The organism is Streptomyces populi (assembly GCF_002911015.1).
In the GTDB taxonomy this organism is placed as follows: Bacteria; Actinomycetota; Actinomycetes; order Streptomycetales; family Streptomycetaceae; genus Streptomyces; species Streptomyces populi.
In genome coordinates, this window is record NZ_KZ626887.1 from 43,323 (window position 1) to 61,975 (window position 18,653).

Sequence of the window (18,653 nt, forward strand, 5' to 3'; positions counted from 1 at the left end):
CACGACGACCGGAGTCGCCCTTCCCTCCCGTGCGGACCGACTGCCGGTGCCCCGGACCGGGATCGTTCCGGGACATCGGGCCGGGTCGCTTCCGCGGTCGGGTCCGCCGTCAGAGGTGATTCAGGACGTTGCCGTTGACGCAGTGATTGAGGACACCGCCCACCGACGCGCCGCCCACGGGGACGACGGCCAGCTCCTGGAAGCAGACGGCGGCGGCGGTGAAGTTCCAGTTGTTGGCGGCGTTGACCCCGCTGCCGAAGTTGTTGTCGTTGTCGGCGTGGGCGGGGGCGGCGAGGGCCACGCTCGCGAGGGCGAGTGCGGCGACAGTGATGATCTTGTTCATGGCCTGGAAACAATCCGGGTGATCCGGCGATACGGCCGTTCACTCGCATGCCAGTACGGTGTCCGGGACGCGGAGGGCCCCGCCGCCGCGGGTCCGCCGCCTCGACGGTGTCCACTCGCGCGGGCCGCGCGGGTCAGGGCCTTGGCCGTGGAGCCCCCGCCGCCGCGAAGGCGGTAGCCCCCTTGGAGCGCCAGGCCGGCCGAGAACACGAGCGGGAGCAGGGCCTGCGGCGCCTCAGTCGTATACGGGAGCCCGTCACGCCCGAGGGAACTGGATCGCGCTACGTCATGACGACGGACGTGGTCGGGTCGGGCCCCGATGCCGCCCAGGCGTTTCGGCTTGATGCCTCTGCGACCTCCGACAACTGAGGTTGGGGGCGGCTTGATGGCCGAGTCGAACGGGCGGGGTGCCGTCGATCGGCCAAGGGAGATCCTCGCGTTGAACCCAGGCATCGAGGTCTGACCTCATCCTTGTCAGGCCGATGGCGGGGTGCTGTCGACAGCGCCGACCAGCTCGGTGCTTGGGGTGAGCGTCCGCCAAGGCTCGGCGCAGACCGCCGTTGTTCGCGCTCGGTGGTGTCAGTCGCTGATGCCGGCCCACCGCGAAGGCCTTCACCTGCCGCGCTGCGGCTGTGCGCGGCTACTCGACGCCGGGCGGTACACGCGTGGCCTGGTGGTAGTACATCCGCCATCCCGCGACGTCGGCCCCCTTGCGCCAGATCGAGCTGTGCCTGGTCCTTCGGTCGCCGAGCATGGTTTCGAACGTCAGGTGCACGATCCCCGGTGCGAGCCGCACTCCGAAGATCTCCGAAGGTTCGTAGCGGGGAGCGTCGGTCGAGCTGCCGGGATGATCTGCCAGTTCGGCGAGCATGACGCCGTACGTCAGCTGTCGGCCCGACCCTCCGACCTCGACGAATTCCGGATCAAGAAGCTGCTCTGCCCGTTCCCGGGAGGCGCGCACTCGCGGGTCCATGAGCTTCAACTCGCCCGCTATGGCCTGGCTGACGTCGTCTGCTGCGCTGTCCATGAACGTATCCTCACCCGGCCCACCAGCCCCGCTGCAACCAATTTCGCTGCTGCGCAAACCCCTCTTGCTCAACCCACCACAGTCCCCGGCTCCCGTCCCGTTTGTCCACGTGCGGGCGCGCGTCGACGCAGCGCGGGCGGGAGCGGGCCGAAGGCAGGAGCGGCGCCCGCAGCGGAGCCGGGAGCGCGCCCGGCGGAGCGGAGCGCAGCCGGGGCTTGAATCCACGTATCGCCATCGCGATGCGGTACACCTCGGACGAGGTCATGCTCCTCGCCGTCCACCCCGGTGGGGGCCTGCCGCCGGAGATCAAGGCCCGGACACGAGGCCAGTCGGGCTCGTGGCACGGGTGTGGCACGGGCGAGATCACGGCAAAGGGCCAGTTCGAGAGGATCAAGCCTCTGAACCGGCCCTTCATACTGTGCCCCCGGCAGGATTCGAACCTGCGACACCCGCTTTAGGAGTTCGATCACTCATCCGTGCGGCTGGCTCGGACTCGTGCTCGCCGGGAGGCCCGTGGTCCAGCTTCAGTCGCCGTGATCCGTTGTCGTCCTGCCCGTCGTCCTCCCGGAAGCACACCGGACGGATCTCGAAGCTGCTGTGCTAGCCGAGCGTCAGGAAGCCACAGCAGGGACAGGAGTGCGGACCGTCCTCGGCCTTCCCCTGGATGTTGAGGAACGGAGTGTTCATCACGGCATCCTGCCCGGCATCGCCGTCGGCCTTCCGTCACCCACGCCATTCGAACAGGACGAGCGTCGCGTCGTCCGAGGTGGTTTCGCGGCGTGCCCGCATGAGGGTGTGGGACAGGTCCCGGGCCACCGTGCGGATTCCGTGGTCAGCCTGCTCCAGCTGGTTCACCCAGCCGATCAGCTGCTCCTCGCCGAACTGTTCCTGCCCGCTTTCATGCTCTTCGATCAGGCCGTCGGTGAAGCAGAGGACGCGGTCGCCCGGCTCCAGCGCCACCGTACTGACCTGTGGCTGGTCCCCTCCGAAGCCGACGGGGAGGGTCGTTGGGCTGTCCAGACGGCGCACGACGCGGTGCGCGCGGATCAGCATCGGAGCGGGATGCCCCGCGTTGACCCACTGGAGGCGCCCTGTGTCCGTGTCCAGGCGCATCATCTGGGCGGTCACGAAGTGGTCCGGGTCGAACTGCTCGGCGACGGCCCGGTCCATGAAGAGGTAGATCTCGGACAGTTCGATGCTGATCCGGCGGGCGTGGCGGTACGCGCCGATGGCCACCGTGGCCATCGTGGCCGCGTCCAGGCCGTGCCCCATGGCATCGACCATGGCGAGGTGCAGGGTCTCGCCGTTCAGGGCGTAGTCGAAGCTGTCCCCCGCCACGGCGTAGGCGGGCTCCAGGACTCCGGCGACCGCGACGTGCGGCATCACCATCGACAGCGGGGGCAGCAGGGACCACTGGATCTCCGCGGCGACGCTCATCGGTTCTCTGCGGCGGGTCCGGAAGAAGAGGTCGGTGTAGCCGTTCTTGGTCTGCAGCAGCTCGGCCGCCAGGCCCGCGATCCTGCGCAGGAGGCGGCGGGTGTCGTCGTCGATCTCGTCCAGGGTGACCGAGAGGACCCCCATCTGGTCGCCGCCGTCCAGCAGGGGCAGGTGGACCCGTATGCCGTCGGGCGCTTGGACTTCGACGGTGCGTGACTCCAGGAAACACCGGCCGGCTTCGGATCGGTCGATGGGCTGCGGATCACCGGCGGCCCCTCCGGCACCGGGCAGGGGGACCAGCTGCCGCTGTCCGTAGTCCTGGAGCAGGAACTGCGGTACGCGGCCACCCATCCGGGCCACTGTCTCGGTGACGAGCGGGCCGACCAGATGGGGTGGCAGTTCGTGCGCCCGGTCCAGGAGCAGCCCGAGCAGCGCCTCCCCGAAGCTCTCCGAGCGGTCCGGGTCCCCGCGCCCTCCGACGGTCATCCTGTTGCCTCCAACCGGGCGGCGGGTCGGCGTCCGGGCTGTACGGGCGACGTGGCCTCCAGGATGCTCCCCGGCGACCGGGCACGCCACACGGCTCCCGTGCGCGCCCCGGCTCACATCGGCCGATGATGGGAGTACGGCCGAGCACACGGAGCTGACCATGACGGGTTGGCGTGTCAGGGACTACACCCCGGACGATCTCGAAGCGGTGATCCGGGTCGACGCGGAGAGCGGCACGACGGAAGAGTCACCGCTCTTTCCGCTCTCGGACGCTGTGGCGGCCCTCCAGGCCCTCCACCCGGCGGTGGTGGCCACGGCTGAGGAGGTGGTGGTCGGCGCTGCCGTGAGCAGGGTGGAGGGTGAGCGGGCGTGGATCCTGCGCATCTGCATGGCACCCGCCTGGCGGCACCAGGGGCTGGGCAGCGACCTGATCACGGCTCTGGAGCACCGGCTGTTCGCCGGCGGCGTCCGAACGGCGCACGCGGTCCTGCCCGACGACGAGACCGGTGCCACCGCCCTGCACAACTGCGGCTTCGGCGCCCGTCCGGGCCTGGTCTTCTTCGAGAAGCGCGGGCGGGTGACCCCGCAGGCGGTCAGCATGCTCGCGTCGCTGGGAGCGGAGCTGCCGCCCGGAGGGCTGTGGCAGAGGGTCGCGGGCATGCAGCGGGAGAAGGAGATCATCGAGCGGCGCCTGGTTTTGCCGCTGGCCCATCCCGAAATGGCCGCCCAGCACGGAGTGGAGCTGCCGCGGGCGGTGATGTTGTTCGGGCCGCCCGGGACGGGGAAGAGCACGTTCGCGCACGCGATCGCCAGCCGTCTGGGATGGCCGTTCCTCGAACTGTTCCCCGCCCGGCTGGCCGCCGAGTACGGGCTGGCGAGCGGGCTGAACCGGCGCTTCGACGAGATCGCCCGCCTCGACCACGTCTTGGTCTTCATCGACGAGGTCGAGGAGATCGCGGGGACCCGGAGCGGCGCGGACACGACCGCGGTCGGCGTCGTCAACGAACTGCTCAAGGCGATCGTCCGGTTCCGCAGCCAGGACGGGCGGCTGCTCGTCTGCGCCACGAACGACGTGACCACCCTCGACCCCGCGTTCCTGCGGCACGGCCGTTTCGACTACGTGCTGCCGATCGGCCCGCCCGACGACCGCGCGAGGACGGCGCTGTGGGAGAGCTACCTGACCCGAGCGGGCGCGGAGGCCGACAGCACGGCGCTGGCGTCCGCCAGCGAGGGTTTCACCCCTGCCGACATCGCCCATGTGGCGCGCACCGTCTCCCAAGTCCAGTTCGAGCGCACCTTCGACACCGGAACCCGGGCCCGCCCCACCACCGAGGACTACCTGGGCACCATCGGCGAGACCAGACCCACGGTCAGCGCGGCCATGGCCCGGGAGTTCGCCCACCAGACCGAGGAGTTCGCCCGCATCTAGGGGTGTCTTTCGGATCAGGCCGGGCCCGTGGCCGTCCCTTCCTCCTCGGCCTCCATGCGCCGGATTCCCTCATGGGTGAGGGTGACCATGGCGGGAGTGTTGCCGGGTTCCCAGTCGACGGTGATCAGCCCTTCGCCCGCCAGGTAGGTGCAGGCGGCGGCCAGGTCCTGTTCCGGTATGTGGAGGTCTCGCCGCAGCTGTGCTCCGGTGATGCCGAGGAGGCGGTTGCCTTCGACGGCTTCGTACAGGACCCGGAGCACCTGATCGCGGTAGGTCTTGCGTTCGCGCAGTGTGGCCATGACCGCGTCCTTTCATGTGCGGGAGTGGGCTCCGGGGCCCGTTGGGCCTCTCAGATCTCGTCGGAGTGGGTGCCTGCGCCGACAGGGGGCCGGCTGGTGGCCAGCCAGGAGCGGGCGGGACCGGCTGGTGTTGCCGTGTCCACGGTGAGGTGGAGGCGGGTGCCGCCGTCGAGGCCGGGATAGCTGCGCTGTTCCGTGCCCGCGAAACAGTGGCGAAGCGCCTCTGCGACTGCTCGGGCGGCTTCGGGCGTGTGCGCGATGATCCGTACCTCGGCGTGCCCGAGTGACGGCAGTGTCTGGGTCTCGATGTACTTCACGTGAGCGTGGGTCCCTTCGGGGTGGGCGCGAGGCCGACAGGCCGGGGCGCCGCGGCGCCCCGGCTGCTGCCCCCGGTCGGAGGAAGGTCTGTTCCTCACCGGTCGGCATCCGTGTGGTGGGCTCGACGACCGGTGTCGTCCGGTAGGCCGGGGGGCCTCGGCAGGGGGTCGCTGAAACGGTAGGCCGTGATCCGAGCGTCGTGCTGAGCGTTGAGCAGGTGGATCCAGCGCATTCCGACGCCGATCATGAGGATGATCACCGCGATAAGGACGAGGGTCTCCACGGAACTCACCTCCAACCGTTTCCGGGCCGAGGGAAGGCACTGCGTCCCAGCGGCTCCCCGAAGGGGGACATGCAGGCTCCGCCCTCGTCCTCCCAGGTGGCTTCCCGGCGTCGCGCGTCGCGGATGCCGCGCCCGATGACGGTTTCGTCGGCCATCAGGACTTCAGCGGTGAGGACGCTGCCGGGGATCGCCGCAGCGGCCATCAGGCGGGCCGCGGCTGCGGGTGCGGTCTCGGGCGGGATGACGAGGAGGTCCCAGCGGCCGACGGTGCAGGAGAGCAAGATCAGCTTGTCGGGGTCTTGCTCGGTGAACCAGCTCACGTGCAGCGTGCGTCCGTCCAGGGCGACCGTGCGCGGTACGACGGGCCAGCGGGTGGGATTCACGGTGACGTGGGTGACGCGGCCCCAGGGTTCTTCCAGGGCGGCGGCGAGCGGTGGGAGCTCGGCCTCGAGGTCGCGGGAGTGGGGCCACCAGGCCCCGTCCAGCTGGCCGGCGAGCGTGGTCTTCGGGGTGAGGGACAGGCGAGCCGGGGCTTCTGCGGCGAGGTCGCGGGGCGCGGTCCGGTCGAGGGTGGTGGTCATGGATGTGGACCTGCCCCCGGGCTGCCCGTCGGCAGCCCGGTTTTTAGGCGATCGCCGGAAATGACACCCGCGTGAAAGCCGGTGTGCGAAGTACTCCCGGTGCTTTCACTGTACGCCTGTTCGGCTTGGTTCGGCTCTTCTGACCAGGTATTTTCCGGCGGGCGGTGGTGTGGTCGGCGGGAGTACCGCGAAAGGACCACCGGTCCGCGGACGTCGTCCGAACGGCATCGGCGCCGACCTGCGACGCAGTGCGGCCGCAGCCCTTGGAGGGTGAACCCGCATGGCGGACTCCGGGCCCCGCACGACCCCACTGCTCCTGCCGGATGCGATCCATCATGCGATCCGGCCCGGCGCGACCGTGGTGCGGCTGAAGACCACGCGGTCCCGGGGACGGCGCCGCCGATGCGGAAGGCCGACCCCGAGTCCACAGCGGCCGAGCCGAGAGCACGGCGCCGTCGTGGCGGGCCGCCCGGTCTCGTCCGACCCCGGGCGGGATGCGACAGAGCAGCCCGGCTGGAGGTGCTGCTCACCGGCCGGGCTCCGGGCGTTCCGTGCCCTGGTCAGAGCCCCTCGTCGTGCAGGTCCTCTTCGCGCAGGAGCTCGTCCTCACCACGGCTCTCGGGCTCCTTCTGCCCGGGCTTCCGCCCCTGTTCCCGCGCCTGCCTTCCCGGCCGGGGCTGCGCGGGTTCCCCGGAGCGATGGTGTTCCTGCGCCTCGCGGCCCCGGCCCGTGCCCGGCTCCTGACGCTTGTCCTGCGTACCGTCCATGACGGCGCTCCTCTTGACGCGTGGCGGTAAGGATTCCTCTCCGATCACGCTGCCACGCACAGCCGAGGTCCGCATGACGGCGACTGCGAAGTGAGGCGCACGGATGACGTCCCGCCCGTCGCCTTCGCACAAGGAGGCGACCGAAGGCGGCCACTCGGAATTTTGAGTAGCGCCGAGGAACCAACTCGAAGCAAAACGAGAGCACTTGTGGCACACGAGCCCTGAGGGGTATGGGTAACGAACAAGCCCCAGGTCGTTGATCCAGGGCTTTGTCATGGAGCGGATGACGGGAATCGAACTCGCACTCTCAGCCTGGGAAGCTGAGAACATCTAGGGCTTGCTCAGAGGCTGACCTGCGGCTGAGCGGTGTCGGCGCCTGGTGCGAGGTCGGCTGGCTTCCTGGTGTTGCCCGCGGTTTCCCGCACGACCTGGCACGAGTCTGGCACGACCGCTTCGTCCGGGAGCTACGCGGTCGGGTGCCACCAGAAGCTGAAGTCACCTGGGAATGCCGGGTATTCGCGCTATTGGAATCCCCTACGCTGCCGATGATCATGTGCGGGTACGTCTGAGGAGGCTTTCATGGGCGATACGGAAACGGGCGGGGGGAGCGTCGTTTCGGACGAGATGAACGAGACTTCGGATCCGGAGGGTGTGGGTGACGCGGATCGGGAGGACTCCACAGGACGACGGAGACCGCCGAGCGCGGCGGTCGTGGTCGTCGGCCTCGCCTTCCTCGGTGTGGTGGCAGGAAGCCTGTTCTGGCTGTTCCAGGACGAGTTGTCCCACCCGTTCGGGGACGCCCGGGCCTGTGAGGGCAGCGACTCCGCGCTGACGGGGAAGATCCCGCTCGGAGGCGTGCCGATCCCCGCCGATGCCACCGACGTCCACTACATCACGCGGGATGGCTTCGCTGAGGTCTCCTTCCTGAGCGACCGGATGCCGGACTATCTGCACCGCGCAGGACTCGTCCCGGAGGGAGAGCCTCTGTTCGACGAGAACTACGGCAGCGCGTACGCGTGGGGTGAGGACGGTGACGAGATGCCCGACGGACTGTGCGGGCCGGCTCTCAAGGGACCTGTCTGGAGCTATCACGGCAGGGGTCCCGGCACAGGTGTCAGCATCCTGATCGAACGCACCCCCGCCGGAACCACCCTCCGCGCCCCGGCCCGTGTCATCGCCTCCTTCGACTTCGGCGAGTGACAGTACGAGGCTCACGTCCGGCTCTACCTCGTGCCGCTGCTCGGCCCGAAGCGGATCGAATCCTTCGGCGTCGCGGACGTCCGTCGCTTCCTCATTCGGATGGAGAAGGAGACCACCGCGGCAACGGCCAAGGAGTCTCACCGCGTGCTGCGCTCCGCTCCGTCCTCGGCCTGTCGCGAGGAGCTGATCGCGCGCAACGTCGCCAAGCTCGTCGAGCCGCCCCGCACGGACAACCGGGAGCTGAAGCCCTGGACTTCCTCGCGGCATCTCGTAGAGATCCGCTCTACGCGGCCTTCGTACTTGCCATCGCCATGGGGCTCCGGCGCGGCGAGATCATCGGTCTCCGGTGGTCGGATCTCGACCTGGACAACCGGGTCCTCTATGTCCGGCAGCAGACTCAGCGCCGTCGTGGCGTCCTCTACGACGACGATCCCAAGAGCCGTCGTCGCCGGGTCCGCCGGACTTCGTGTGATCCGACCGCATGACGCCCGGCACGGCACCGCCACCCTGTTCACGGCAGCCGGAGTGGCGCCCCGCGTCGTGATGGAGATCCTCGGGCACTCGCGGACCAGCATCACCATGGACATGTACACGCACGTCGTGCAGGACACCCGGCGCGAGGCCATGAGCCACATGGACCGGCTGCTCAGGAAGCGTCTCGGTCGTCAGTGACCGTGCTCGTTGATGTCAGAAGTGGATGCCAAAGGGCACCTACCAATCTTGGTAGGTGCCCTTTTCCCATGTGCCCCCGGCAGGATTCGAACCTGCGACACCCGCTTTAGGAGAGCGGTGCTCTATCCCCTGAGCTACGAAGGCGGGGATCCGTCGGAAAGCGCGTCTGGAACCCGGCGTGGATGCTGCTGGGCTTCAGGTCTGCTGCCGACAGGCTGTGGTGGGCAGGCCGGTGAGGCCTGGTCCACCGCCGACAGTGTAGCGGGTCGGGTGAGATCGGCGTCGGGGTTCGATCACCGGTTCCTGGGCCGCACCGACCGGGGTGCCTGGTGAACGCCATCGCGCCTCACCGGCCGCGCCGGGTGATCCGGAAGTCGAACCCGAGGGTCCCGGGGTCGAGGGCCGTCGCGCCGCCGTCGACGGTGAGGACCGAGCCGTTGACGTACGACGCGGCCGGGGACAGCAACCAGTCGATCACCTCGGCGACTTCACGCGGTTCACCCGGCCGCCCCATGGGCAGGAGCGCGGTCGCCGCGTCGTAGGCGGCGTCGACACCGCCGTCGAGGCCCGCTTCCTCCGCGAAACGCGTCATGCGCCGGTCGGCCATCTCGGTGCGTACCCAGCCGGGGCACACGACGTTGGCCCGCACGCCCTGGCGTCCGTAGTCGACGGCGACGGAGCGGCAGAGCTGGAGCAGGGCCGCCTTGGAGGTGGCGTACGGGGCGTTGCTGGTGCCGTTGCGCAGCGCGGACACCGAGGCGACGGCGACCACGGCCCCGCCCGTCTCCAGCAGGTGCGGGAGCGCCGCGCGCAGGAGCATCAGCGGGCCGGTGAGGTTGGTGCGCATCACCTCGTCCCAGTCCTCCAGCGACAGGTCGCCCACGGCTCCGCCGCGCCCGATGCCCGCGTTGAGGACCAGTCCGTCGAGTCGCCCGTGAGTGGCCAGGGCCGCCCGGACGAGAGCGTCGGCCGCCCCGGGGTCCCCCACGTCGGACGGACGGGCCAGTGCCCCGGTCTCGGCTTCGAGACGTCGCAGGGGCTCGTCGCGCCGGCCGGACACGACCACGTGGTGGCCGCCCTCGCTCAGCAGTCGGGCCGTCGCCTCCCCGATGCCCGAACCTCCGCCGGTCACGATGACGACTCGCTTTTTCTTCAATGCTGTTCAGCGCCCTTTCCGGGGTCACGGAGCACGACTCAGTCGGCCGGGAGGTCCGAGAGGGCCGGGCGGGTCAGGTGGAGCATGCGGGTCAGCCACAGGTCGCCGTTCTCCCGGGGGAAGCGGGGGCCGGGGGCGTGCCGCGGGGGAGGGGGCGGCGGGGGGCCGGAGGAGGCGGGGCCGACGGGGAGCCGGGGCAGGGACGTGATGCCGGTGATCATGGACAGCATCAGCACGGCGGCCGCGCGGACGTCGACGCCGGGGAGCAGCGAGCCGTCGCTCCGGGCCCGGTCCAGGACCCCGTGCAGGGCGTCGAGCCAGTTGAGGTGACAGTGGAGCGACGGATCGTCGGGGGTCCTGATCTCCCGGGCCAGGCGTGCTCCCGCCCGGACGGTCATGTCGGTCTCGAGGAGGCCCACGAGGGCGTGGGCCATGGCGGTGGCCGTCTCGAAGGCCGGGGTCTCGCGCCGCGTCAGCTTCACGAGTGCGGCGTCCGACGTGACGCAGGCCTCCGCCTGGACGGCGCGGGCGAGATCGGACTTGGCCGAGAAGTGGAAGAACAGGGCGCCCTTGGTGACCTGCGCGCGGTCACTGATCGCGGCCAGGGTGGCCCCTTCGTAGCCGGTCTGGTCGAACACGGTCGAGGCGGCCCGGATCAGGTTGCGCCTGGTTCGCTCGGACCTCTCCTGCCTCACCATGACGTGACCACCCGGACGCTCCTTGTCGTTCGGCTGCTGTTCGTCCTGCCGCGAGCGACGCTAAGAACCCGCTTTTGGATCTGTCAACGGGGCATGGATGTGTGGATCATCTTTACGCCACGGGGCAACTGCCCTGCGTATGAGGCTTGTTGAAGGCGCAAGGGAGAGGCGGGGCCGGGCGCGGGAGCCCTGTGCCCGCGGTGCCCGGATCAGCTCGGCCGCACCCGGCGGAAGCGGCCCGCGATGTGCAGGTCCGCCTCGATGCCGGTGGCCGTCGCGCGCAGTTCGGGCAGTACGTCGCCGACGCATGCCTCGGCGGTGCGGCGGCTGCTGTGCATGGCGACGTTCACCGCGGCCACGACCCGTCCGGCGCGGTCGCGCACCGGGACGGCGATGGACCGCAGCCCCTGCTCCAACTCACCCTCCACCAGGGCGTATCCGTCCTTCCGTACCCGTTCCAGGTCGGCCCTGGACCGTTCCGGGTCCAGGACGGGCTGCCGGGGGGCGTCCCCGGGCGCGCTGTCGGCCACCAGCTCCGCCGCACGGTCCTCCGGGAGATCGGCCAGGAGCACTCGGCCCAGGGAGGTGGCGTACGCGGGCAGCCGGGTGCCGACGGCGACGTCGACGCTCATGATGCTGCGGGTGGAGACGCGTCCGGTGTACTGGATCGCGGTGCCGGTCAGCACCGCGAGCGACACCGAGTCGCGCAGCCGCTGGGAGAGTTCGGTCATGTGGGGGGCCGCGATCGCGGGGAGTGAGACCCGTGACAGGGGCGGGAAGCCGAGCCCCAGGACGCGGGGGGTGAGCCGGAAGACGCGGTCGTGCGTGGTGACGTATCCGAGGTGGTCCAGCGTGATCAGGGCCCGCCGGGCGGTCGCGCGGGCGAGTCCGGTCGCCCGCGCGACCTCGGTGAGGGTCAGTTCGGCGCGGCCCTCGCCGAAGGCGGTGATCACGGTCAGGCCCCGTGCCAGCGACTCGACGAAGTCCCGGCCCAGCTCCTGCTTGGAGGCGCCGGTCCAGTCGGCGAGCCCGGAAGGCGCGACGGCCTTCCCCGTGGTTTCCGGGCCCCCGGTGCCCCCGGTGCCCTCCGCGCCTCCCGGCTCGGCCCGCGTGCCGTTCCGCGCGGGCTCCGCCTCCCGCTCCGGCGCCGGCTCCCGGTCCAGCGCCCGTTCCATCTCGGCCACGGCGGTCCGCAGCCGCGGCAGCAGCGCGTCCCGCAGTCCGGCGGCACTGTGCCGGCTCGTGTGGCTCACCACGTTCACCACGCAGGCGATCCGCCCCGCCTCCCGTACGGGCATCGAGACGGCGACGAGCCCCGGTTCGATCAACTGGTCGTCCGACGCCCAGCCCGCTTCGCCCGCTTCGGCCGCTCGCTGCTCGAAGTCGTCCCCGACGGTGGGGCGTTGGGCGGCAGGGAGCACGGCCGAGTCCGGTCCTCCCTCGTACGGCCTGCTCCGTGCCGGTACGGCCGGGAAGCCGCGGTCCTCCGGATCGGCAGCGCGGCGCTCCCGCCAGCGCCGCCACTCCTCCTCGTTCCACTCGGACGCGAACAGCGCTCCGGGAGCGGTGCGTTCGGCGGGGAGCAGGTCGCCGATGCTGAAGTGCAGGGACATCGCGCGGCGCCGGGTCGCCTGATGGATGAAACGGATGCCGTCCCGGTCGCAGACGGCGATGGACACCGACTCGTCGAGCTCGTCGGCGAGGGCGTCGGCGTGCGGGTCCAGGAGGCGGGGGAGCCGGAGGGCCGCGAGATAGGCGTTGCCGAGTTCCATCAGACGGGGGGCCAGGACGGCGTCCCGGCCGTCGAGGCGTACGTAGCCCATGCGCGCGAGGGTCGCGGTGATCCGGTCGACGGTGGACCGCGCGAGCCCGGTGGCCCGTTCGAGCCCGCTCAGACTGGCCGCCCCGTCCGCCTCGGTCAGCCTCCGCAGCACGGCGAGCCCGCGGATGAGCGGGGTGACCGCCTCCTCGGGTACACCGGCCCCGGCGGCCGTGCGGCCGGAGCCGGGCGCCGCGGACCCGCCACCCGTCCCCGCGGACGCGGGGTGCGACGGGGTGACGTGCGACGAGGCGGGGCTCGATGACGTGGGACGTGATGGCATGGGCTCTCCGATGGGGCTCCCGGAAGAGTCACCGCGCGGCGCGTTCCGGACGAGCCACCGTGTGGCGGACCTCGGAAGAACCACGGTAGTGCTTGCCCGGACAGAGCCGCGGTAGTGCTCGCCCGGACGCCGAAGCGGGTCGGCCGCTCCCCGGCCCGGACGCCGGTCCGCCGGACGTGCTCCTGCCGATCGGTCGCCCTGTCGTCCTGCCTGCCGGTCGTCCTGCCGGCCGGTCGCCTTCCCGGCCGTCCGCCAGGGCCCGTCCGTTCCGTCGGGGCCCACCCTCCTGTCCGCCGGAGCCGTCCGTTCCGTCGGGGTCCGCTCCCTGTCCGCCGGAGCCCGTCCGTCCGGTCGCCCGCCCGCCCGGTCGCCCGCCCGCCCGGTCGTCCGGTCGTCGGTGGTCAGCGACGGGTCACGTACACCCGGTACCTCCCCGCGGCGTCCGCCGACGCGACCTGGACGGTGATCTTCTCCTTGGCGGCCTTGAAGGTCTCACCCAGGGAGAAGGGCGCGTCGGAGAGTTCCGCCTGGACGTTGGGGGAGCGGGTGCACCCGCCGCTGTCGCGGCGGGAGTCGTACACCGTGACGGGCCCGTTCCCGGTGTCCACGCCCGTGTCGACCTTGTAGACGAGGATGCCGGGACGGCAGACGGCGGAGTCGTTGCCCGCGCGGGTGCGCAGTTCGAGGACGTATCCGCTCCGTGTGCCGACGGGTATGACGACGAGCTTGGCGCCGCCCCGCAGGGCCAGCGGGGTCAGCGTGTACTCGCTGGTGCCGCGTGCCGTCGCGCAGCTGACCTGGGAGGCGTCGAGCCAGCCGAGCTTCCACTTGTGCCAGCCGAGCAGGTCGTTGTCGGCCCCCCAGTCCTCGCTCATGATGTCCCAGTGCCCGACCGCGCCGCCGCCGTCCTGGGTGTAGAGGTCGGGCAGGCCGAAGGTGTGGCCGTTCTCGTGCGGCAGGACGCGGTAGCCGGTGTCGGCGTAGGAGCCCGAGCCGTCGTCCTGGCGGCTGTAGACGAAGGACGCGTTGGCGACCGGGACGCCGTCGGCCACCGGCGCCTCGGTGTTGCCGGCGAAGGTCACGGACAGCACGGTGTCCAGCGCGGAGGGCCCGGCGTTCGGTGTGACCAGCACGTTCAGGATGTCGTACGACCGGAAGTCGACCTCGGGATCGGCCGTGGCCACGATGTCCTGGACCAGTTCCCGGTAGCCGGGGTCGAAGGGGGCGCCGCGTTCTATCCCGTACGCCTTGAAGGGCTTGGGCATCCGCAGCCAGTGCCGGACGGGGGCCTCGGGGCGGTAGTCGAGGCGGCCGTAGGAGGCGGTGCGGAACCATTCCTGCGTCTTCGGGAAGAACTCGTCGTACCGGTCGAGGGCGCTGCCCTTGGCGGGCGCGTCGGAGAAGTCGACCATCAGGGTCAGGGCCCGGAGGGTTCCGGTGGAGCGGGCGTAACCGCCCGCGGTCGGTATCCCCTCCCCCATCTGCACGTCCGAGGGGCCGTTGATCATGCAGGGGCCGAGCGCGGCGGAGCGGGCCAGCGCCGCGGAGCCCGCCGTGGCGGAGCCGGCCGTCAGGTGCCCGGTGCCGGCGGAGGTGCTGACCGCCAGCGTCAGAACGGTCACCGTGGCCAGCGCGGCCACACGGCGCGGGCGTATGCGGCGGCTGGACGGCTGCATGCGGGGGGTCCTTCGCTCCACGGCAGCCACCGGTCTCCGACTGCACCCTTTCGATCACCCTGTGTCGCCGACACGCGGGGCGCGCGCTGGACGGGCCCGATCGGGTTCACGCCGGGGGAGGGAACGAAGCGGTCGCCGCCCAGGGGTGCGGCGGAGTCGCGGAAGCGCCGAAAGGGCAGGTGGCGGGCCTGGTGCGGGGCGGGGAGCGGGCGGCCGACCGTCACGGGGAGGAGAATGTGACGCAGGTCACATATTCCTCTTCCGGATCAGGGAAATAACCGGGGATCGTTTCCCCGTTTAGCCATACGTCCGAGCGAAACGGGGAGCGAATCCCCGGATCGTGTCCAGCCTCCGAGATGCTTCGAGGAGTACGCCGTGGAGACCGCCACCCCCGTACAGCGCCGAGTGACCCGGCCCCGGGCCGACGCCCTGCGCAACCGGGAGCGGATCGTCGCCGCCGCCCGCGAGATGTTCGTCGAGTTCGGCGCCGAGGTGCCGTTCGACGAGATCGCCCGCCGGGCAGGCGTCGGCAACGCCACGGTGTACCGCAACTTCCCCGACCGCGACGCCCTCGCCCGCGAGGTCGTGTGCTCGGTCATGGACCGCACCTCGGAGTGGGTCGAGGAGGCGCTCGCCGCGGACGGCGACGCGTTCGAGGCGCTGAGCGGCTTCGTGCACTTCGCCGCCGACGAGCGGATCGGCGCCCTGTGCCCGATGCTCTCCGAGAGCTTCGACCAGAACCACCCCGACCTGGTCGCCGCGCGCGACCGGATCACCGAACTGATACAGCGGCTGATGACCCGTGCCCGTGAGGCCGGACAGCTGCGCCCCGACGTCGAGCTGGGCGATCTGATGATCGCCGTCAGCCAGCTCACCAGGCCGCTGCCGGGCACCGCGTGCCAGGGCATCGACCGCTTCGTGCACCGTCATCTGCAGCTGCTCCTGGACGGCATGCGGGCCCCGGCCCGTTCCGAACTTCCGGGAGTGGCGGCCGACTTGGAGGGACTGCGACGAGTGTGACCGGCCCGTCGGGCGCCGTGCCCGGCCGGCCGCCGGCCGATGAGCGCGGCGCGGGACACCGGCCGAAGCTCGTGACTCCTGCTCGTATCCGACAACTCGCGATCCACGGACCACGGTTCGCGCGTCACGGCGCGCGACTCGCCCCGCACCACCCATGACTCGCAAGCACCTACAGCCCTGACAGCCTTTACAGCCTTTACAGCCTTTACAGCTCTTACGACTCGCACAGCTCGAACTCGCCGCGCGTGAGGCGCACTCGTCATCAGGGACGGGTCGTGCCGAGCCGCCTCCCGGCCGTCACCGTCGACGGGCCGTCCCCTTTCCTTTCATTTTTTCGTCACGAAGTCCCGGAGTGGGTACCCCCATGTCTGAAACAGGCACGTCCAAAGCAGTTCCGGACCCGGTGTCCGACGCGCACAGCAACCGCTGGAAGGCGCTCGTCTTCATCGCACTGGCCCAGCTGATGGTGGTGCTCGACGCCACGATCGTGAACATCGCGCTGCCCTCGGCCCAGCAGGACCTCGGCATCTCGGACGGCAACCGGCAGTGGGTCGTCACGGCCTACGCCCTCGCCTTCGGCGGTCTGCTCCTGTTCGGCGGCCGCATCGCCGACCTGTGGGGCCGCAAGCGGGCGTTCGTCATCGGCCTGGTCGGTTTCGCCGCGGCCTCCGCGCTCGGTGGCGCGGCACAGAGCGGCGCCATGATGTTCGGTGCCCGTGCCCTCCAGGGCGTGTTCGGCGCGCTGCTGGCGCCCGCGGCGCTCTCGCTGCTCGCCGTGATGTTCACCGACGCCAAGGAGCGCGCGAAGGCGTTCGGCATCTACGGCGCGATCGCCGGTGGCGGCGGCGCCGTCGGCTTCATCCTCGGCGGTGTCCTCACCGAGTACATGAACTGGCGCTGGACCTTCTTCGTCAACATCCCGTTCGCGATCATCGCCGCGGCCGGCGCGTACTTCGTCATCCGTGAGCCTGAGGGCGGCCGCAACCGCTCGCCGCTCGACATCCCGGGTGTCGTCCTGTCCACCCTCGGTCTGGTCTCCCTCGTCTACGGCTTCACCCGCGCCGAGTCGGACGGCTGGAGCGACTCCCTGACGGTCGGCCTGTTCGTGGCCTCGGCCGTGCTGCTGGCCGCGTTCGTCCTCACCGAGTCCAAGGTCAAGGCCCCGCTGCTGCCCCTGCGCGTCGTCCTCGACCGTAACCGCGGCGGCGTCTACCTCTCCCTCGGCCTGGCGATCATCGCCATGTTCGGCACGTTCCTCTTCCTCACGTACTACCTGCAGATCGTGAAGGGCTACTCGCCGATCTCGACCGGCTTCGCCTTCCTGCCGATGATCGCGGGCATGATCACGGGCTCCACGCAGATCGGCGCCCGGCTGATGACCCGGGTCGCGCCGCGCCTGCTGATGGGCCCCGGCTTCCTGGTCGCCGCGGTCGGCATGCTGCTCCTGTCGCAGCTGGAGATCGGCTCGTCGTACGCGTCCCTGGTGCTGCCGGCGATGCTGCTGCTCGGCCTCGGCATGGGTACGGCGTTCATGCCCGCCATGTCGCTGGCCACGCACGGCATCGAGCCGCGTGACGCCGGTGTCGCCTCGGCGATGGTCAACACCTCGCAGCAGGTCGGCGGAGCGATCGGCACGGCCCTGCTGAACACGATCGCGGCCTCCGCGACCACCGCCTACATCAAGGACCACATGGCGGGCGCCGGCACCAAGGCGCAGCAGCAGCTGGTCCAGGCGGAGGGCATGGTGCACGGCTACAGCAACGCGATCTGGTTCGCCGTGGGCATCCTCGTGGCCGCCGCGGCGATCGCCTTCACCCTGATCAACACCGGCCGTCCGGACGCCTCCGCGGTCGTCGGCTCGGGCACGGGCGAGGGCGCGGAGGACGAGCTGAAGGTGCCGGTCGTCGCGCACTGACCTCGCGGCCACTCCGTACTCCGGTACTTCCGCGGCCCGCGGCCCGGTACTTCCGCGGTCCGCGTGACGCCGCCTCGCGTACGGACGGGGACGGGGACGCCCCGTCCGTACGCCCCCTGAGACCGCCCCGGTTCCACGCCACACGGAACCGGGGCGGTCCCCTGTCCAGGCGTCGCGAGCCGGACGGGACTTTCGGAACGCGCCCTAGCGCAGCCAGGGCAGGTCCGCGCCCGCGTCCTTCGGCTGGAGCCCCTCGGCGATGACCCGCATGGCCTCTCCGAATGCCTTCCGCTGGTCCGGGCCGAGCCGGTCGAACAGGGCCTGGCGCACGGCGGCGACATGGCCCGGCGCGGTGCGCCGCAGCACCTCGTAGCCCTCGTCGGTCAGGACCGCGAACTGGCCCCGTTTGTCGGAGGGACAGTTCTCGCGGCGCACCCAGCCGTTCTTCTCCAGCCGGGCGACGGCGTGCGAGAGCCGTGAGCGGGTGATCTTCGCGTTCATGGCCAGCTCCGTCATCCGCAGCCGGCGGTCCGGTGTCTCGCCGAGCTGCACGAGCAGGCCGTAGTAGATGTGCGGCATGCCCGCGTCGCGCTGGAGCTGACGGTCGAGGTGGTCCTCCAGGAGGGTCGTGGCGTGCATGTACGCGCGCCAGATGCGCTGTTCCTCGTCGGTGAGCCAGCGCGGCTCTTCAGCGGGAGCGGGTGCCGTGTTCATGTACTCCACTGTACGAGCCTCTTCTTGAAACTTAAACAAACTCGCCGTACTCTCGACTTCGACAGGAAAGCTTGAGAGTTTAAGTAACTGCTTCAAGGATCAAATACCGTCGCCTTACGATGGAACTCTCCGGAGGGAGCCGCCATGTCCGCCGCCACCGAGGAGCGCCCCGCGCCGGAGCGCATGCCCGCCCTCTATCTCAGCCATGGCGCCCCGCCGCTCGCCGACGACCCGGTCTGGCCCGGACAGCTCGCCGCCTGGTCCGCCGACCTGCCCCGCCCCAGGGCGATCCTCATCGTCTCCGCCCACTGGGAGGAGGCCCCGCTCGCCCTCGGGGCCGTCGAGACGGTCCCCCTCGTCTACGACTTCTGGGGCTTCCCCGAGCACTACTACCAGGTGACGTACGCCGCCCCCGGGGCCCCGCGGCTCGCCGAGTCCGTGCGCAAGCTGCTGCGCGCGCCCGGTACGCCGGTGCAGGACATCCCGGACCGGGGGCTCGACCACGGCGCCTACGTCCCGCTCAAGGAGATG

The 18,653-nt window shown here is 70.8% G+C and carries 18 protein-coding genes, 1 tRNA gene and 1 pseudogene; 6 read left to right on the forward strand and 14 right to left on the reverse strand.

The window, feature by feature from the left end:
* Nucleotides 1-109 precede the first annotated feature (109 nt).
* The 3 genes from CW362_RS23720 to CW362_RS23735 form a co-directional block, all read right to left on the reverse strand.
* Nucleotides 110-343 carry a hypothetical protein gene (locus CW362_RS23720; RefSeq protein ID WP_206301035.1) on the reverse strand — a complete coding sequence of 78 codons (234 nt, stop codon included), beginning with the start codon at nucleotides 341-343 and terminating at the stop codon, nucleotides 110-112.
* 639 nt (nucleotides 344-982) lie between these two features.
* Complete coding sequence (locus CW362_RS23725; RefSeq protein ID WP_103551539.1) at nucleotides 983-1,369, reverse strand: nuclear transport factor 2 family protein; 387 nt, start codon at nucleotides 1,367-1,369, stop codon at nucleotides 983-985.
* A gap of 723 nt (nucleotides 1,370-2,092) precedes the next feature.
* Nucleotides 2,093-3,292 (reverse strand): PP2C family protein-serine/threonine phosphatase, encoded by a 1,200-nt coding sequence (locus CW362_RS23735; protein WP_103551541.1) that lies wholly within the window; start codon nucleotides 3,290-3,292, stop codon nucleotides 2,093-2,095.
* 160 nt (nucleotides 3,293-3,452) lie between these two features.
* Here CW362_RS23735 and CW362_RS23740 point away from each other — a divergent pair, with 160 nt between their 5' ends.
* Complete coding sequence (locus tag CW362_RS23740) at nucleotides 3,453-4,721, forward strand: ATP-binding protein (protein ID WP_103551542.1); 1,269 nt, start codon at nucleotides 3,453-3,455, stop codon at nucleotides 4,719-4,721.
* A gap of 14 nt (nucleotides 4,722-4,735) precedes the next feature.
* On the opposite strand, the gene CW362_RS23745 is transcribed toward CW362_RS23740, so the two are convergent.
* From CW362_RS23745 to CW362_RS23765, 5 genes are all read right to left on the reverse strand, one after another.
* On the reverse strand, nucleotides 4,736-5,020 hold the full coding sequence (locus CW362_RS23745) for a hypothetical protein (RefSeq protein ID WP_103551543.1): 285 nt from the start codon (nucleotides 5,018-5,020) through the stop codon (nucleotides 4,736-4,738).
* A 50-nt stretch (nucleotides 5,021-5,070) separates the two neighbouring features.
* The gene (locus tag CW362_RS23750; protein ID WP_206301036.1) at nucleotides 5,071-5,337 is read right to left on the reverse strand and encodes a hypothetical protein; all 267 of its coding nucleotides are present in this window, start codon (nucleotides 5,335-5,337) and stop codon (nucleotides 5,071-5,073) included.
* A 95-nt stretch (nucleotides 5,338-5,432) separates the two neighbouring features.
* On the reverse strand, nucleotides 5,433-5,621 hold the full coding sequence (locus tag CW362_RS23755) for a hypothetical protein (RefSeq protein WP_162684192.1): 189 nt from the start codon (nucleotides 5,619-5,621) through the stop codon (nucleotides 5,433-5,435).
* 5 nt (nucleotides 5,622-5,626) lie between these two features.
* Nucleotides 5,627-6,202: a DUF5994 family protein gene (locus CW362_RS23760; protein ID WP_103551545.1), complete on the reverse strand. Its 576-nt coding sequence runs from the start codon at nucleotides 6,200-6,202 to the stop codon at nucleotides 5,627-5,629.
* 560 nt (nucleotides 6,203-6,762) lie between these two features.
* Nucleotides 6,763-6,969 (reverse strand): hypothetical protein, encoded by a 207-nt coding sequence (locus CW362_RS23765; protein ID WP_103551546.1) that lies wholly within the window; start codon nucleotides 6,967-6,969, stop codon nucleotides 6,763-6,765.
* Between the two features lie 624 nt (nucleotides 6,970-7,593).
* Between CW362_RS23765 and CW362_RS45675 the strand changes: the two genes are divergently transcribed.
* Both CW362_RS45675 and CW362_RS23770 read left to right on the forward strand, forming a co-directional pair.
* Nucleotides 7,594-8,169, forward strand: a complete 576-nt coding sequence (locus CW362_RS45675; protein WP_376452555.1) for a hypothetical protein — start codon at nucleotides 7,594-7,596, stop codon at nucleotides 8,167-8,169.
* Nucleotides 8,170-8,841 (forward strand): annotated as a pseudogene (locus CW362_RS23770) (tyrosine-type recombinase/integrase); the annotation flags it as partial.
* A 71-nt stretch (nucleotides 8,842-8,912) separates the two neighbouring features.
* On the opposite strand, the gene CW362_RS23775 reads toward CW362_RS23770, so the two are convergent.
* From CW362_RS23775 to CW362_RS23795, 5 genes are all read right to left on the reverse strand, one after another.
* Nucleotides 8,913-8,985: transfer RNA gene (locus tag CW362_RS23775), tRNA-Arg, on the reverse strand.
* 202 nt (nucleotides 8,986-9,187) lie between these two features.
* Nucleotides 9,188-9,997 (reverse strand): SDR family NAD(P)-dependent oxidoreductase, encoded by an 810-nt coding sequence (locus CW362_RS23780; RefSeq protein ID WP_103551547.1) that lies wholly within the window; start codon nucleotides 9,995-9,997, stop codon nucleotides 9,188-9,190.
* A gap of 38 nt (nucleotides 9,998-10,035) precedes the next feature.
* The gene (locus CW362_RS45330; protein ID WP_103551548.1) at nucleotides 10,036-10,695 is read right to left on the reverse strand and encodes a ScbR family autoregulator-binding transcription factor; all 660 of its coding nucleotides are present in this window, start codon (nucleotides 10,693-10,695) and stop codon (nucleotides 10,036-10,038) included.
* Between the two features lie 209 nt (nucleotides 10,696-10,904).
* The gene (locus CW362_RS23790) at nucleotides 10,905-12,797 is read right to left on the reverse strand and encodes an IclR family transcriptional regulator domain-containing protein (protein ID WP_103551549.1); all 1,893 of its coding nucleotides are present in this window, start codon (nucleotides 12,795-12,797) and stop codon (nucleotides 10,905-10,907) included.
* A 401-nt stretch (nucleotides 12,798-13,198) separates the two neighbouring features.
* Nucleotides 13,199-14,473 (reverse strand): M6 family metalloprotease domain-containing protein, encoded by a 1,275-nt coding sequence (locus tag CW362_RS23795; RefSeq protein WP_103551550.1) that lies wholly within the window; start codon nucleotides 14,471-14,473, stop codon nucleotides 13,199-13,201.
* A gap of 375 nt (nucleotides 14,474-14,848) precedes the next feature.
* Between CW362_RS23795 and CW362_RS23800 the strand changes: the two genes are divergently transcribed.
* Both CW362_RS23800 and CW362_RS23805 read left to right on the forward strand, forming a co-directional pair.
* Complete coding sequence (locus tag CW362_RS23800) at nucleotides 14,849-15,493, forward strand: TetR/AcrR family transcriptional regulator (RefSeq protein WP_103551551.1); 645 nt, start codon at nucleotides 14,849-14,851, stop codon at nucleotides 15,491-15,493.
* 364 nt (nucleotides 15,494-15,857) lie between these two features.
* Entirely contained in the window at nucleotides 15,858-17,408 is a 1,551-nt protein-coding gene (locus CW362_RS23805) for an MFS transporter (protein WP_103551552.1), read from the forward strand.
* Between the two features lie 204 nt (nucleotides 17,409-17,612).
* On the opposite strand, the gene CW362_RS23810 is transcribed toward CW362_RS23805, so the two are convergent.
* Nucleotides 17,613-18,122 carry a MarR family winged helix-turn-helix transcriptional regulator gene (locus tag CW362_RS23810; RefSeq protein WP_103551553.1) on the reverse strand — a complete coding sequence of 170 codons (510 nt, stop codon included), beginning with the start codon at nucleotides 18,120-18,122 and terminating at the stop codon, nucleotides 17,613-17,615.
* Between the two features lie 144 nt (nucleotides 18,123-18,266).
* Between CW362_RS23810 and CW362_RS23815 the strand changes: the two genes are divergently transcribed.
* The coding region (locus CW362_RS23815; RefSeq protein WP_162684193.1) for a dioxygenase family protein at nucleotides 18,267-18,653 on the forward strand (387 nt) is incomplete at its 3' end.